This window comes from Flavobacterium luminosum (assembly GCF_023635005.1).
Lineage (GTDB): Bacteria > Bacteroidota > Bacteroidia > Flavobacteriales > Flavobacteriaceae > Flavobacterium > Flavobacterium luminosum.
Genome location: NZ_JAMLJM010000003.1, coordinates 201436 through 217191 on the forward strand (window position 1 = coordinate 201436; position 15756 = coordinate 217191).

Here is a 15756-nt window from a genome sequence, read left to right on the forward strand (position 1 = left end):
AAAAGAGGGGAAGGATTGCGGATTATGAATTGTTATTTCAGGAGGAAAAATTGACGTAGTCTTTGGATGTTTTTTTAAGATTTTTCTGTTATTTCAAAACTAAAACCATGAAAAACAACACTATAACTCCTTTTAATTTGTCCCCTTTTTACTCTAATTTGTCCCCCCTATCCCCTATGATTTTTTTAGATTTCCCCTTTAATTTTGAGACCTAAAGAACAACAATTATAGGTAGTCCTTTACTCTTATTGTAAAGCCTTGGGGTTTATAAAAATCGTATTCACCTATTATATTATTGGAGGTTGTTTGTGCCCTCTCTCTTACTCTTTGTTCTGATTAAAAAATGGAATATTAATTACTATTAACATACTTAAAATTAATCCTTATGAAAAAAAATTATTTTTTATTCTTTCTGTTTTTTGTTTCGTTACTCACCTACGGACAAGTTCAAATTGGAAATGATATTATTGGAGATCAAGGGGGGGACCAATTAGGTTATACTGTCGCTTTATCTAACAATGGAAAAGTAGTCGCGATTGGAACCCCTTTTTATGATTGTAACTCATCAATGACAAATTGTGGAAATGTGCGCATATATGAGAACCAATCCGGTAATTGGGTTAAAATTGGAGATTTTAATTCAGGCTTTAAAAATGATAATTATGGTCAAACCGTATCGCTATCAGCCGATGGGAATATTGTCGCAATTGGAGTTCAAAATATCGATTCCGGTTTTACAGATAATGGTATGGTAGTCACCTACGAAAGAGATCCCGCTAACCCAACTAATTGGTTGCCTAGAGGTGTAATTTATGGTGGATACATGGGAAATAGATTCGGTGGAAAAGTAGCCCTCTCCGCTAGTGGAAAATTTCTTGCCGTAGGTGCTCCTGTTGCAACTTATAACATACCAAATAGTACAGATTATAAAGGTTATGTCGACATATATGAATACAATGCGACTTTGGTTAATCGTTGGAAATTTGTTAATAGGATTGAAGGAGCTTATGCAAGTGCTATTTTTGGTAATAGTCTTTCATTCTCTTCAAACGAAAATAGAATCGCCATTGGAGCTACCGGTGCTGGTATTGATGGAAAAAAATCTGGTTATGTAGTAGTATATGAAAACCAATCAGGTATTTGGAAACCAATAGGAGAAGCTATCAATGGAGCTGCGGGTGATGAGGCTAACGGCGTGAGTATTTCTTTATCTGCTGATGGTAAGACCCTAGCCATTGGAGCTAGTAATTACGTAACAAATGGAATAAAACCAGGCCGTGTACGTATCTTTGAAGATCAATTGGGAAGCTGGACACAAATTGGAAGTGATATTAAAGGAGAAAAAGATCTTGATGGTTTTGGTTACAGTCTTTCTCTCTCCGATGATGCCAATATCGTCGCTATTGGAGCTTATGGCAACGATGATAAAGGATCTGATTCTGGAAAAGTTCGATTATATAAAAACATTGCAGGGACTTGGAGCCAAATAGGAAAAGATATCTATGGAGCTAATGATTCACGTTGTGGTTTTAGTGTTTCCCTCTCCGGAGATGCTAATACAATTGCTATCGGTTCTCCTATTTATGATACCAGTACATCGAATAACGGACTTGTACGCGTTTATGATCTGACTACTGCTTTGGGTTCGGATGATTTTGTACTGGAACGCTTTGCTGTTTACCCTAATCCGGCTATCGATTTTGTGACGATTCAATTACAAGACAATTTGACCTTAGAACGTGTTAACATTTATAATTCTTTAGGACAATTGGTAAAAACCGATTCTCAACATACTATCAATATTTCGACTTTGGCCAAAGGAACGTATTATTTTGAGGTGCATACCAATCAAGGAAAAGCGACTCGTGCTGTCGTGAAATAAGAATTTACAGTATCCTATTATATAGAGGCGGTTTCTTGAGGAGACCGCCTCTATAATTTTTGTTTTTTTGGTTTTATAAAGAGTAGTAAAATATCTGATTTCCTATTACTTTTGTGTAATGGATTCATTGACCCAAATCGTTTTAGGAATTGTTGTTGCCGAAGTTAGTGCTGGAAAAGCACTACGACAACGTGTTTTTCTCTATGGGGCAGTATTGGGTACTCTCCCAGATCTTGATGTTCTCATTGGGAAATTTTTTGACCCTGTCGACGGTGTACTACTTCACCGAGGCATCAGTCATTCTTTACTCCTTTTCCTACTGCTCTCTCCTATTTTAGGTTGGTGTATCAGCCGTATCGAGAAAGGAGTTATTGGTTTCCGAGCCGCTTCTCTTGTGGTTTTTTGGTGTTTGTTTACTCATGTGTTGTTGGATCTGTTTACTTCCTGGGGTACACAGCTTTTTTGGCCGTTTCCCGATCGTTTGGCTTTAAAGACCATCTTTGTTATAGATCCGCTGTATACCCTTCCGCTACTGATTGGTTTGGTCATGATTTGGCGTACCCCAAACGCTATCTTAAGAGCCCAATATGCCCGTCGCAGTTTGTATTTCAGTAGTTTGTATCTACTGCTGTCTTGTGGGATTAAATTATATGCTGTCGCACAATTTGAAAAGGCTTTAACTGCTCAGAAAGTTCTTTATGAAAAGCTTATTGTTAAACCTACTGCTTTTAATCTCATTCTTTGGAATGCCAATGTGGCTACCGAAAAAGGCTATCTATTGGGGGATTATTCGCTTTTCGATACGCAACCTATTCGCTTTACTACTTACCCTAAGAATGAAACTTTAGCCAAACGTTTGCAACACAATCCCGATTTTAAAAAGCTTCAGATTATCAGTGAGGGCTGGTACTTGCTTAGTCAAAAATCCGGAAAATTGTATTGTAATGATCTCCGATTTGGCCTTCTGAACGATGATTCTAAAAACCCACAATTTGCATTTAGCTACCAATTTGTTACCACACCACAAGGATTGAAAGCGATAGAAGTCCCTAAAGCTAAAAGGGATGGTAAGGCTTTACTTCAAAAGATTTTTACACGTTTACAAGGTAATTGATTTTAAAGAGATTCTTCTGTAGAAAAACACCCCGCCCTGCGGGCACCCCTCTTGGAAGAAGGGAAAGTTGGATTATTAAATTTGTAATATTTAGTTAATTCGTTTTCTTATAACTCCAAACCGACAATCCGTTAACAACAAAAGCAAAAAAAGCAATAATGCCCAAATTAGGTAACACTTCCTGAAGTCCGGCGCCTTTGAGTAAAACCATGCGAATGAATTCCACAAAATAGCGAATCGGATTCAATAGCGTAATGTTCTGTGCCCATTTCGGCATGCTTTCAATTGGGGTAAATAAGCCGCTCATTAAGAGGAAGATAACCATGAAAAACCACGCAATAAACATCGCTTGTTGTTGCGTTTCGGTATGATTGGAAATAAACAATCCAAAACCTAAAATCAGTAAAAGATAAACGGAAGTGAAAAGGTAAACCAAAGCAATATTACCCAACATCGGAACACTAAAAACGACTTTTGCAATGAACAATCCCACAGTTAAAATTACCAATCCCAGAACCCAAAAAGGAAATAATTTTCCAATGATAAATTGATGTTTTTTGATGGGAGTCACATTAATTTGCTCTAAAGTGCCCAATTCCTTCTCCCTTACGATGTTCATAGCCGAAAGAAATAATGTCAACATGGTAACCAATAACACTAAAATTCCAGGTACCATAAACGTTTTGTAATTGAGTGTATTGTTATACCAAAATGACGGAATGGTTTCAATCCGATTTGGAACGAGTTGCTCATTGCTCACTTGTTGATTTTCTACCCGAATGTTCTGATTGAACAATTGCACAATTTGAGTTATGTACACATTTTGAACACCCGCCGTGGCGCCATCAATGGCATTAATTAAGACTTGAATTTGTGTGGTAGTATCGTTTTGCAATTGCTTTTCAAATTGGTTCGGAATTTCGATGACTACATCTGTTTTCCCTTTGTTCAATCGTTCGATACCTTCCTGAGTGTGCGATACGTTTTCAACTTCTGAAAAATAAGGATTGGCCTTAAATTTTTCGATAAGAGCCCTTGATGAGGAGGAATTGTTGTAATCGGCAATGGTAACTCTGATGTTTTTAACATCAAAAGTAGCCGCGTTGGAAAGTACTAAAAGCTGAATGATAGGCAAAATAAAAATTAAGCGAAGCATGCTTTTATCTCTAAAAATTTGCTTGAACTCCTTTTGTATGATGAATAAAATCGTTTTCATGTGTGCTAATTTATTCCAAACGGGTTTTATATTTTTTGATGCTCAACCCAATAAAAAGAAGTGTCATCCCCAATAAAATCAAGGTTTCTTTGAAAATATATTCCAATCCAACGCCTTTCAGCATAATCGATTTTACAATGATGATAAACCACTTGGCCGGAATGATGTTACTAATCACCTGCATCGGCAACGGCATGGAAGCAATCGGAAAAATAAAACCCGAAAGGATAATTACCGGAAGCATTAATCCCATTAACGAAATCATCATGGCGGTTTGTTGCGTATTGGAAACCGTGGAAATCAAAATTCCCAATGAAAGTGCGGTAATAATGAATAAAATACTTTCGAAGGCCAACAAGAAAATACTACCATTTATCGGCATTCCGAAGATGAAATACCCCATGGAAACTATCACTATCGCATTAATAATCGACAGAAAAACATAAGGAAATACTTTTCCTAAAATCACCTGAAACGGTTTTAAAGGTGAGACTAGTAAGATTTCCATTGTACCCAATTCTTTTTCTCTGGTGATTGAAATTGAGGTCATCATCGCAGAAACCAACATTAAAATTACAGTCATTACACCCGGAACAAAATTGAAAACGCTTTTTAATTCCGGATTGTACAACATGCGACTTTGAATGACAACACCATTGCTTTTTTGAACTGTATTTTTTTGGTTTTGGTAGTTTTGAATGATCGATTGGGTGTAATTCGAAATTGTATTAGCAACGTTGGGTTCGGTAGCATCGGTGATTACTTGAACGGTAGCTTTTCTTTCTGTTTGTAATTTCTTGGCGAAATCTTTTTCAAACAATAGAACGGCTTTTACTTTTCCTTTTTTGAATTCGCTTTCAATGGCTTTATCACTAAAAATTTCATTCTCTATATGAAAATACGGTGATGCTTTTATCTTTTGAATGATTTTTTGCGATTCACTATCTTTTGCATAATCTAAAATCGCAATTTCTACGTTGTTAATTTCATTGGTAATTGCAAATCCGAACAGCAAAATTTGGGCAATAGGCATACCGAAAAGGATAAACAACGAGCGTTTATCTCTAAAAATATGATAGAACTCCTTTCGGATAAAACCTATAAATCGTTTCATTTATTTTTTTGTTTCAAGTTTCAGGTTTCAAGTTATTGTTACTCAATATTTCGAGCCAATTTCAGAAAGACTTCATTCATAGAATTGACCTGAAATTGTTCTTTTAATTTTTTTGGGGTATCCAAAGCTTCAATTACACCGTCGACCATAATCGAAACACGGTTGCAATATTCGGCTTCGTCCATGTAATGCGTGGTGACAAAAATCGTAGTACCTTTGTGGGCTTCGGCATAAATTAATTCCCAAAATTGTCTTCGGGTTATGGGGTCGACACCACCAGTAGGTTCGTCTAAAAAAACAATTTTAGGTTCGTGTAATAAGGCTACTGAAAAAGCCAATTTTTGTTTCCAACCCAAAGGTAAATCACCCACTTTTGTTTTGGCAATGTTGCCCAATTGCAATTCTTCAATCAGTTGATTGGTTTTTATCTTAATTTGCTTTCGCGATAAACCGTAAATCCCACCAAAAAAAGTAATGTTTTCCTCCACCGTTAAATCATCATACATGGAAAATTTCTGACTCATGTAGCCAATGTTGCGTTTGACTTCTTCGCTTTGGTTCTGCACATCAAAACCAGCCACATTTGCTTGACCGCTGGTAGGATGGGAAATTCCAATCAACATTTTCATTGCCGTCGTTTTTCCAGCACCGTTTGCGCCTAAGAATCCGAAGATTTCACCTTTATGCACGTCAAAACTAATGCCTTTTACAGCAGTGAAGTCGCCAAACTGTTTGGTTAAATTCTCTACGATGATGATTTTCTCTTGTACACTTTCCATTTGCCTTTCCTTTTATAAATCCATGAAAACATCCTCTATGGTTGCGGTCGTTTTTTGAATGCTTATGTTTTGATGTCCTTTTTCTTGCAAATACGTTCGCAAAGCTGCTGTATCAAAAGTATCGTTTTTGTCGATGTAGTGTATAAATTCGCCAAAAGCAAACACACTATACTGAGATGAAAAATGTTTTAAATCCAAAATCAATTGGTGCATTTGATTTGAAGCTACTTCGTAAATGGTTTTATCGTAAGCCTTTACAATAGTATCAGGCGTATCAATTTTGAGAATTTTTCCTTTTTGAATGAGCGCAATTCGGTCGCACAAACTCGCTTCGTCCATATACGGCGTGGAAACCAAAATGGTAATGCCTTTCTGTTTCAAGCGTTTCAGCATTTCCCAAAATTCTTTTCTCGAAACTGGATCAACACCTGTGGTTGGTTCGTCTAAAAACAATACTTTCGGTTTGTGAATTAAAGCGCAACACAAAGCTAATTTTTGCTTCATTCCACCCGATAAAGCACCGGCTCTTCGGTTTTTAAATGGTTCGATTTGGACGTAAATGTCTTCAATCAAATCGTAATTTTCTTCAATGGTTGTTCCGAAAATAGTCGCGAAAAACGTTAAGTTTTCTTCAATCGTCAAATCCTGATATAACGAGAATTTCCCCGGCATATAACCCACGGAATTTCGTATTTCTTTCACTTGTTTTACTATGTCATAATTCGCTACTGAGGCGCTTCCTTCGTTAGGAAGTAATAAAGTGGTTAACAAACGAAAAAGCGTAGTTTTACCAGCACCATCAGGACCAATTAAGCCAAAAAGTTCGCCTTCCTGCACTTCAAACGTAATGTTTTGAAGTGCCTGGACGTTTTTATATTTTTTAGAAATATTTTGAACCGAAATACTCATCTGTGCTGGTGAATGGTGAATGGTGAATGATAAACCGAATTCTTATTTGATTAATAGAAAATTACTGGTTTCATGTGCGTCTACCCAATGTTTTACATCAACTGGAATTTTTACATAATCTCCTGATTTTAGATGGATTTTTTCACCTTTCTCATCGTTATACGTAGCCTCGCCCGTAACGCACACTAAGAGTGCCGGCACCTTGGTAACGTGCTCTTTCAATTGTTCATTTTTAGCAATTCGTAGCGCCACTACTTTAGCTGCTGTGGGTTCAAATAGCAATTGCGTTTGAACCGCTTTTTGTTCAGTGTGAAGATTTTCTAAGTTCATTGTTTTAGAATTTTGTGAGTTAGACAACGATTTACAACCTGCTACCATCATCAAGACGGCAATTCCTATACTTTTTTTCATTCTATTCTTATTTTAGCCAAACTTCTGCCGGCATTCCTATTTTTAAGCTTCCTTCGTTTTTCACTGCCACTTTAACGGCGTACACCAAATTGGCTCTTTCTTCTTTGGTTTGGATGACTTTTGGGGTAAATTCCGCTTGCGCACTAATCCAAGTGATGTGGCCTTCGTATTTTTTAGTATCGTTTTCCGAATCAATCGCCACCGTAACTTTTTGTCCGATTTTAATTTGAGCCAATTGCGTTTCGGTTACGTACACACGTAATTCCATTTCGTTCAAATTGGCAATTTTGTACAAAGGTTTTCCAAAAGCGGTTATTTCAGAAGGTTCAGCGTATTTGATTAAAACGGTTCCGTCCATTGGGTTCGTGATTTTCGATTTTTTTATCTGATCGTTTAACTTTTCAATTTGAACGGCAATCGATTTGATTTCGTTTAAAATCGGTGCATTTTGCGTTTGCACACTACTGATTTGTTTTTCGATGACTTTTACTTTTCCCTCAATTTCATCCACTTGTCGTTTCGTAGCTGCATTTTCAGCAAACATATTTTTGATACGATTTTGCTCAATTTTGGCCGTTTTCAATTGTTCGTTTAAAACCTGAATTTGCGACAATACCGATGCCGATTTTGACTGAACCGTTTCAATCGAGGCTTTGAGTTGTTCTCTGTTATAATGCAATTGCAACGTGTCAATCAAACCTACTAATGTTCCTTTTTTGATTTGCGCGCCTTCTTCCACATTCAAAAACTCAATTTTTCCGTTGGATTCGGAGGAAACGGTGATTTCTGTGGCTTCAAAGTTTCCGTAAGCATCGGCTTTTTCGTTGTTTTTATTGCAACTGAATATTATAATAGATGCGGTAAGAAGAATCAATATTTTTTTCATAACGTATACTTTAAATTCCTTTGATAATTTGATGATTCGCTTTGGCTAAAAACAACTGAATGCGATGGGTTTGTTCGGTAATTTTCGACTCGAAAAGTTGGGTCACTTCGTTTAAATACTCGGAAGAAGTTATAACGCCGTTTTTCATTTGAGCATCTGCTGAGCGTACAATTTTTTCTCGTAATTGAATAATTTCTGCATCCGATTTCAGTTGGTCTTCTATTTTTCCAATTTCAAAATTGATTTCTTGTAATTGTCTTTTTTGATTCACTTCAAACGTTTCCTTTTCGGAGGCAATGAGTTGTTTAGAAATTTCCAGAACTTCTTTTTCCTTTTTAGTTTTATTCCAATCGAAAAGCGTCCAATTCAATCGGATTCCTGTCATGTAAAAAGTCTCAAAAGAATTATTTAACATGTTCAAAGCAGGATTTCCGTAACCGCCTTGTAAAAAAGCGTTTAGTTTGGGTGCATTGGTAGTAGCGATTACTTTCTGAGACGCTTCAATTTGTTGGTTTTGCAATGCAAATAGTTCTAATTCAGGCCGAATGGCATTCGCTTCTGAAGTGAAATGCTTCGGAATGGCTAGTTTTGCATTGGTATTGAAGGTAGTTCCTGAAAGTGCTTCCAAATGTTGCCAAAGTTTCAGTTGGTCGTATTTTACCTCATTTAATTGTTGGTTGATTTTGATGATTTCTGCTTCAATCACTTGTTCCGATGCCGGTAAAACCGCTCCAAATTTAACTGCAGCTTGAATTTCTTTACTTTTCTCTAATAGTAACGTTCGTTTCGCCAATAACAATTCCTGTTTTTCTTGTCCCAATAAAAGTCCGAAAAAATATTGATTAATTTGGCTTTTCAATTGATACAAATTGACTTCCACCACTTGTTGTTGCGCCTTTATTTGAGACGATTTGAGTTGGGTTTGTGCTTTGATGGCACCTCCGCTATAAATCAACTGATTGACATCTAAAGTGGCTCTATATTGGTCTTTGCTTAGAGGTTCAATCGTGGCATTGGGGATGGAAAAAGGCACTTGCGTTACTTCCGATTGGTATGTGGCTTGGGCGTTTAATGCAATTTTTGGTAATTTATCCTTTTCCAGAATTTTGGTTTGCAATTCGGCTTGACTTTGTAACAGATTGTTTTGTTTGGCCAAAGGATAATTCTTTTCCACCAACTCATAACATTTTTCGAGCGTTAGTTTTTCTTGGGCCCAAAAAGCATTGGAAGCGAAGCATAACGCTATGTAAACAAACTTTTTCATTATTTCTTAATTGCGTTGATAATTTGCGTTGCAATGTGTTTTTTTCGCTCTTCCATCAATCGAAAAAACTCTTCATTGGAAATATTAATAATTCCTTTTACTAATGTTTGAGCTGCAAAAGGAAAGGCTGTCATCGAAAAAATATCCAATACCAATTGTTTAGGGGGAATCGGTTTGATACTACCTAATTCGATTTCCTTTTCAATTTGTTTCAATAATTTCTCGGGATTGGGACGTTTTTTGTCTTTTAGAAACTTTGCCACAAATTCAGGATTGTTGTTCATTTCCTGAATAATGAACTGTGGAAGAAAAGGATACTCCATCACAAAAGAAATATAGCTGTGAATAAACTTTTCTATTTTTTCAAACAAAACGTCATCAGAGTTGAAAATTTGATTGATTTGTGGCGCTAATTTCCCAAAAGCATTCATGAACACCGCTTCAAATAGTTTCTCCTTACTTCTGAAAAAGTAATGCAACATCGCTTTATTGATTCCGGCTTCATCAGCTATTTCTTGCATTCTAGCTCCAGTAAAACCTTTACTTTGAAAGACTTTAAAGGCGGCTTCAAATATTTTTTCTTCGGTGGACATTATACTAACTATTAAGTTTAACCATTTGGTTAACAAAGATAATTATATTATTTACAATTTCGATTATTTTATATAAAAAATTGATTTTCAATAATAAATTTACCTAAAAACTCTTATTGAATCGTATTACCCAGCAAAAAATAAAATACTATCTTTAAAAAAAATAACTATTAGTTCTAAAGCCTTTAAAAAGTATGTCAAAAAGTATTACTTACTATCTCACGCTATTCGTCATCCGAATGAAGGGAATAAAAAAAGCTTTCCGTCAAGATCCGATTGATTATATCTCCATACGTAAGAACGATGTTCACGATCCTCAGAGCTCCTATTTCCAATCTTTAGCTCCCAAAACCTATACGATTGGTGAAACCAAGATTACCGAAATAAAAAAAGAGCCCTCCTCCCAAAAACTCCTGCTGTATATTCACGGAGGTGCTTTTATATCTGGACCTTCACAACATCATTGGGATAGTTTAGAAAAAATAATCCAACACACTAATCACACAGTTTGGATGTGTACGTACCCGAAAGCACCTGAGTATAAAATACATCAAATCTCTGACAATATTGACGCTGTTTACCACTCTGCCCTTGAGCACTATGCCCCGGAGAACATTACTATTATGGGAGATTCGGCAGGTGGAACCTTGGCGATAGGACTAACCCAACGATTGGTGTCACAAACCCATCGTTTACCATCAAAACTGATCTTACTTTCTCCCGTTTTGAATTCTTCTTTTGAAAACCAAGCTATAGAAGCAATTGATCCAAAAGATCCTATGCTCAGCAAAAAAGGGGTTGTAAGCGCTAAAGAAATGTGCCTTAATGATGGTGACACTCTTGCAACACTTGCCCTGTCACCAATACATGGACTTTTCGAAGGCTTTCCTACTACCTATTTATTTATCGCAACCCATGATATCACTTATCCGGATCAGCTTTTATTCTGTGAAAAACTTGAACGTGCCGGTGTTAGGCATACGGTTATCACCGGAAAAGAAATGCCTCATATTTGGCCTTTATTACCTGTTATGAAGGAAGCTAAACAAGCACTTCAACAAATCATTAGTATTATCAATACCTAATATCTCCTCATAAAACCCACACAGGGAGAAATTCTGTTGCCTTGCCTTTTTTCTTTATACATAAGGCATGACTGGATTTTTTTACTTTCTATTCTAAATCGTAGGCATTTACCCTTTCTTTCACTCCTACTTTATGGATCCATGAATTCCTTCACACCAACCTAAAAAAAAGAGCCTGATGGTCGATCAGGCTCTTTTTAATTTTCTGTACTTGAAGCACATTAGTATGAAGATTATTCTACCATTATTCGTTTTGCTTCTCTTTTCCCATCGCTTTCAACGTTCAAGATATAAACTCCTGAGCCTAGTGCGTTCAGATTGATTTCTTTGTTAAAAATTGATCCTTGACCAGCGAAAACTTGATTGTATACTGAACGACCTCTCAAATCAAATACCTTAATAGTCACTTCATCCGAAGACGATAGCACCACATTGAAAGTACCGTTGGAAGGATTAGGATACACTGCAAACTTTTCAAAAGCATTTTCTTTTTGGCTTAGGGTACCTTGAATCACAAAATTATCGATGAATACACCATTACCCCCTACTGCATCATCAGACACAAAGGTAAATCTAAAAATAGCATTAGATGGTGCTCCTAATTCTGTTAAAGAATGGGTGTATTTTCTTTTTTCTCCATTCATTCCGTTTCCTTCCGTTGGGGCCGTAGCATAATCACCGGTCCATTGTTTTCCTATACAATTGAAACAATCGTTTCCATCTGGCAGTCTAGAACTATTGTACCAATTAGGGTCATTCATTGTACCTAAAACTTTCCATGTAGCTCCTGAATCTGTTGAATACTCAAAATACATAAGATCCCAGTTAGACTCCAAGTCAAAAGCCATATCAAAACTTACCGTAGGATTTGACACCGTAGCCAAATTATAACATTGGGACACCAGATAAGAAGTTGTCTTATTCGGATAATCTCCGACTAATTTCGTTGCATACCCCGAAGAATTACCCGTTACTGCAGCGGTTATTTTTGTTTTATTAATAGCTCCTCTTTCCCAAACTGTGTTTGATTTACCGTTGGAATCAATGGCTACCAAAACATCAGCCGGTGTTTCAAAAGTACTCACCGTTCCTATAGTACCATTATCATTAACCACTAACACTACTGATTTTGAATTATTTGACGCATTCGCATCACTAGTTGTGGTGGTCGAAACATTCAACGTATGAATGCCGCGAGTCAATCCTGAAACCGGAATATTTTGCACTACTTGTGAACAATTACTCAAATTTCCAGTCCAATTTATTGTTGTATTAGCACCGCCATCTACATTATAGCTAATCGTCACAGCCGTCAACGGTGAAGTTCCTCCGTTTTCAATAACGATAGTAGGGCTAAATACCGCATTACACGAAACATCAGCATTTCCTCCCGATATTGCCTTAAGTGCAACATCGATTGTCGGACTAGTAAAAGCATCCCCAACGTTAACCGCATACCACGCATTAGTTACCGCTTCTACTTCAGGACTTGTTGTACAATATAAGGCACTTGCCACCGCTATCGTTGCATTTCTAGCATCCATGAAAGTCGCATTAGGGGTTAAATAATCTCTTTCTGCCAAATAGGCAATTTGAGATGACTTTGTCATACCAATACCAGTCACATTATACGTATCTGGAACCGGCGCATCATTCGTTCCTGATTTGCCTGCTGTTACAATGTAAAACCAGTGGTTAAGGACTCCACTATTAGTATGTACCCCACACCAATCATTTGCTTTTGTTGGTGTACAAGCCCCATCATCAGCAGTTGTAATATAGTTAGCACCTAGAAAAGTATCGGGTTGAGAAGCTGACTTAGGATAACTCATAGAACGCAAGTACCCCCCGTAAGCAGCACTCGTAATTTCTTCCCCAATTTTCCACACTGCAGCTGTTCCCGGCGATGCAGTATCTGCCGGAGCATTTAAATTACCAAACTTCGCGTATTGTTCTATACAAGCTCCCCAAATATCCGAAAAGCCTTCATTCAAAGCTCCCGATTGATTTTGATAGGCCAAATTCGCCGTGTACGTACACACCGCATGACCAATTTCATGGCCACAAACATCCACTGAAGTCAATGGGCCTTTAAAAACAGTATATCCATCCCCATAGGTCATCACACTTCCATTCCAAAACGCATTATCATAACCTCTGTTAGGTGGAGTCGTACTATCATCATAATGAACAAAACTCTTGATTTGCGCCCCCTTGTCATCGTAGCTATTTCTATTGAAAATATCTTTAAAAAAATCGTAGGTTTTCATTGCTCCCCAGTGTGCATCTAAGGCTGCGTTGTCTTTCGTTGAAGAAGTTGAAGCATAATTACCATCATTCCAAACATTATCTGTATCCGTAAAATGGATCAAATTATAAGAAGGAGCATAATTAGAATTATAGGTTACTATTCCATCTCCTCTAGTAGCATCATTTAAAACATATTTTCCTAGACTAATATCATAAGAAGTCTCTATATTTCTTGTCCCACTGTATCGCGTTGCCGCTGTTCCAGTCGCAAATAAAGGTCCAAGAACTGCCTCTTCAACTTTTTTTGCATTACTTTTAATTTCTTCGTTCGAAATTATACGATTGGCGTGTTTAATGACTGGATTTTGGTATAATATCTCACCTGAATGTGCATCTACATAAATTTCCATTCTAGAAATTGGCTCCACCGCATAAATATCATATTTATAGGCTAAACGCACCTCAGCTGTTTTTACTAAAGGAAATATCAACAATTCACCCTTAGGCTTTTGGTAATCCATTGCCTGAGAAGCAGTAAAATCTTCCCATAAATATTTTTTAGCTTCTACAGACTTTTCTGCAATGGCAAATGCTTCTTGTTTGGACAACTTAGGAGTAAGATTTAAATTTTGAGGATTGTACAACTCTCCATTAACCATCTCCACATTTCCATTTCGGGCATGCGTAATTACTGTCGCAAATTCCACTTTCAATCCCTTGTAAAATTGTTGATGTTTCTGATGTGAAAGCCCTGAAAAATCGGAAGTTTCCGATTGAAGTTCAAAAGTATTTTTAGCATCTAATCCATACGCCTTACCAAATTGTTTTAGCACTGACTCTCTTGAGGAAGGAGTTTCTAATCGCATACTTCTTTGGTACGCTTCTTTTGGATTGTAGATTCTATTGTCCTGAGCCCTTATCCCGAAAGACACCAAAACGATAGTAGACAAACATAAAAGGTATTTTTTCCTCATAAGATTATTTTAGATTTTTCAAAAATACCAAATAAAGTGTTAAAAAAACAAATATACCTTTAAAAACAAATATACCTTTAAAAACAAAAAATATTTATACTATTATTGGTGTCTAAATATTGAGTAATCTAAATTATCTCTCTACAAGTACTCGATCGTACAATAGTTTGAATCTACTATTATCCCCTATGCTCTGTGTACTTCTTTTTAAAAATTCACTTCCCATCGCTCATGAGGATTGTAAAACAATTGCCCTTTTCGGACTTCTAGCGGCGCGGGAAAATTATTCACATAAAGTCCACCCGTTCCTAGTCCCTGAGGCATCGTATTTTGTTTGGTATAGGTATATTGTGCAATTGCATTTAATCCTATATTGGATTCTAGTGCCGAGGTAATCCACCATCCTATCTGGTATTTTTCTGCTAAGGCTATCCATTCGTCTGTACCTCGAAATCCACCTATAAAACTAGGTTTTAAAATAATGTATTGCGGTTGAATCTTTATCAACACCTTTTCTTTTTCCTTTTTATCGAAAACACCAATGAGTTCTTCATCCAAGGCGATTGGCAAGGAGGTATTTTGACACAATTGGGCCATGACTTCCGCTTGCCCTTGTCGGATGGGTTGTTCAATGCTTTGTAAAGAAAATTCGGCCAACCGTTTCAATTTTTGTTCTGCTTCCTCGGGAGTAAAAGCACCATTGGCATCGACCCTAATTTCTATTTGTTCTGGGGTAAAATGTTGTCTGATTAAATGCAGCAATTGCAATTCTTTTTCAAAATCGATTGCTCCAATTTTTAATTTTATACAGGTGAAACCTTGCTCGATTTTTTCTTCGATTTGTTGTTTCATAAACCCCTCATCCCCCATCCAAATGAGTCCATTGATGGGTATTGATTTTTCTCCACGAGTGAATTCTGACGGAAATAAGTCATACGGATTTTTGGAAGCTAACGATAAGAAAGCCATTTCTACTCCCATTTGAATGGACGGAAACTCCGAAAGAGCTTCCCAAAGTGCCTCTTTTCCTAAATGGATATTTTGGCAAACCCATTGCAACTTTTCTTCATAATCCGGTCTATCGTCCGCCGATAATCCTCTCAAAAGACCACATTCCCCTATGCCTATTTTGCCATTATCTTCAACTTGTAAAAACCAAGTTTCTTTTTGGGTTAAAATTCCTCTAGAAGTTCCCGAAGGTTGTTTAAAATCGAGAAGGTATTTCTTATAAGTTGCTTTCATTATTTTACCGCATTAATATCCGAGGTTTTTGCTGTAT

Annotated in this window: 13 protein-coding genes; 3 read left to right on the plus strand and 10 right to left on the minus strand. The window is 36.9% G+C overall.

The genetic code is table 11. From position 1 onward, the window contains the following. The first annotated feature begins 385 nt into the window (after positions 1-385). Positions 386-1882, plus strand: a complete 1497-nt coding sequence (locus NAT50_RS05930; protein WP_250592294.1) for a T9SS type A sorting domain-containing protein — start codon at positions 386-388, stop codon at positions 1880-1882. A 118-nt stretch (positions 1883-2000) separates the two neighbouring features. Continuing rightward, a complete protein-coding gene (locus NAT50_RS05935) occupies positions 2001-2996 on the plus strand; it encodes a metal-dependent hydrolase (protein WP_250592295.1) in 996 nt (331 codons plus the stop codon). Between the two features lie 94 nt (positions 2997-3090). On the opposite strand, the gene NAT50_RS05940 is transcribed toward NAT50_RS05935, so the two are convergent. Genes NAT50_RS05940 through NAT50_RS05975 form a run of 8 tightly spaced genes read right to left on the minus strand, consistent with a single transcriptional unit; the run spans position 3091 to position 10168 of the window. After that, on the minus strand, positions 3091-4212 hold the full coding sequence (locus NAT50_RS05940; RefSeq protein ID WP_250592296.1) for an ABC transporter permease: 1122 nt from the start codon (positions 4210-4212) through the stop codon (positions 3091-3093). A gap of 10 nt (positions 4213-4222) precedes the next feature. Beyond that, positions 4223-5326, minus strand: a complete 1104-nt coding sequence (locus NAT50_RS05945) for an ABC transporter permease (RefSeq protein ID WP_250592297.1) — start codon at positions 5324-5326, stop codon at positions 4223-4225. 38 nt (positions 5327-5364) lie between these two features. Next, positions 5365-6105, minus strand: coding sequence for an ABC transporter ATP-binding protein (locus NAT50_RS05950; RefSeq protein ID WP_250592298.1), 741 nt, complete (start codon positions 6103-6105; stop codon positions 5365-5367). 12 nt (positions 6106-6117) lie between these two features. After that, positions 6118-7014 carry an ABC transporter ATP-binding protein gene (locus NAT50_RS05955; RefSeq protein ID WP_250592299.1) on the minus strand — a complete coding sequence of 299 codons (897 nt, stop codon included), beginning with the start codon at positions 7012-7014 and terminating at the stop codon, positions 6118-6120. Between the two features lie 42 nt (positions 7015-7056). After that, the gene (locus NAT50_RS05960) at positions 7057-7425 is read right to left on the minus strand and encodes a cupin domain-containing protein (RefSeq protein WP_250592300.1); all 369 of its coding nucleotides are present in this window, start codon (positions 7423-7425) and stop codon (positions 7057-7059) included. Between the two features lie 7 nt (positions 7426-7432). Then, the gene (locus tag NAT50_RS05965; protein WP_250592301.1) at positions 7433-8311 is read right to left on the minus strand and encodes an HlyD family secretion protein; all 879 of its coding nucleotides are present in this window, start codon (positions 8309-8311) and stop codon (positions 7433-7435) included. Between the two features lie 10 nt (positions 8312-8321). After that, the gene (locus NAT50_RS05970; protein ID WP_250592302.1) at positions 8322-9575 is read right to left on the minus strand and encodes a TolC family protein; all 1254 of its coding nucleotides are present in this window, start codon (positions 9573-9575) and stop codon (positions 8322-8324) included. After that, positions 9575-10168, minus strand: a complete 594-nt coding sequence (locus NAT50_RS05975) for a TetR/AcrR family transcriptional regulator (protein WP_250592303.1) — start codon at positions 10166-10168, stop codon at positions 9575-9577. The genes NAT50_RS05970 and NAT50_RS05975 overlap by 1 nt, the downstream gene beginning before the upstream one ends. A 194-nt stretch (positions 10169-10362) precedes the next feature. Between NAT50_RS05975 and NAT50_RS05980 the strand changes: the two genes are divergently transcribed. Next, on the plus strand, positions 10363-11253 hold the full coding sequence (locus NAT50_RS05980; protein ID WP_250592304.1) for an alpha/beta hydrolase: 891 nt from the start codon (positions 10363-10365) through the stop codon (positions 11251-11253). A gap of 233 nt (positions 11254-11486) precedes the next feature. On the opposite strand, the gene NAT50_RS05985 is transcribed toward NAT50_RS05980, so the two are convergent. Then, positions 11487-14477 carry a M4 family metallopeptidase gene (locus NAT50_RS05985; RefSeq protein WP_250592305.1) on the minus strand — a complete coding sequence of 997 codons (2991 nt, stop codon included), beginning with the start codon at positions 14475-14477 and terminating at the stop codon, positions 11487-11489. A gap of 207 nt (positions 14478-14684) precedes the next feature. Beyond that, entirely contained in the window at positions 14685-15719 is a 1035-nt protein-coding gene (locus NAT50_RS05990; protein WP_250592306.1) for an o-succinylbenzoate synthase, read from the minus strand. Positions 15720-15756: the final 37 nt, after the last annotated feature.

Bases quoted from the DNA above. Each gene is read 5' to 3' on its own strand.
- NAT50_RS05930 (WP_250592294.1), top strand. From the start codon at position 386: ATGAAAAAAAATTATTTTTTATTCTTTCTGTTTTTTGTTTCGTTACTC.
- NAT50_RS05935 (WP_250592295.1), top strand. From the start codon at position 2,001: ATGGATTCATTGACCCAAATCGTTTTAGGAATTGTTGTTGCCGAAGTT.
- NAT50_RS05940 (WP_250592296.1), bottom strand. From the start codon at position 4,212: ATGAAAACGATTTTATTCATCATACAAAAGGAGTTCAAGCAAATTTTT.
- NAT50_RS05945 (WP_250592297.1), bottom strand. From the start codon at position 5,326: ATGAAACGATTTATAGGTTTTATCCGAAAGGAGTTCTATCATATTTTT.
- NAT50_RS05950 (WP_250592298.1), bottom strand. From the start codon at position 6,105: ATGGAAAGTGTACAAGAGAAAATCATCATCGTAGAGAATTTAACCAAA.
- NAT50_RS05955 (WP_250592299.1), bottom strand. From the start codon at position 7,014: ATGAGTATTTCGGTTCAAAATATTTCTAAAAAATATAAAAACGTCCAG.
- NAT50_RS05960 (WP_250592300.1), bottom strand. From the start codon at position 7,425: ATGAAAAAAAGTATAGGAATTGCCGTCTTGATGATGGTAGCAGGTTGT.
- NAT50_RS05965 (WP_250592301.1), bottom strand. From the start codon at position 8,311: ATGAAAAAAATATTGATTCTTCTTACCGCATCTATTATAATATTCAGT.
- NAT50_RS05970 (WP_250592302.1), bottom strand. From the start codon at position 9,575: ATGAAAAAGTTTGTTTACATAGCGTTATGCTTCGCTTCCAATGCTTTT.
- NAT50_RS05975 (WP_250592303.1), bottom strand. From the start codon at position 10,168: ATGTCCACCGAAGAAAAAATATTTGAAGCCGCCTTTAAAGTCTTTCAA.
- NAT50_RS05980 (WP_250592304.1), top strand. From the start codon at position 10,363: ATGTCAAAAAGTATTACTTACTATCTCACGCTATTCGTCATCCGAATG.
- NAT50_RS05985 (WP_250592305.1), bottom strand. From the start codon at position 14,477: ATGAGGAAAAAATACCTTTTATGTTTGTCTACTATCGTTTTGGTGTCT.
- NAT50_RS05990 (WP_250592306.1), bottom strand. From the start codon at position 15,719: ATGAAAGCAACTTATAAGAAATACCTTCTCGATTTTAAACAACCTTCG.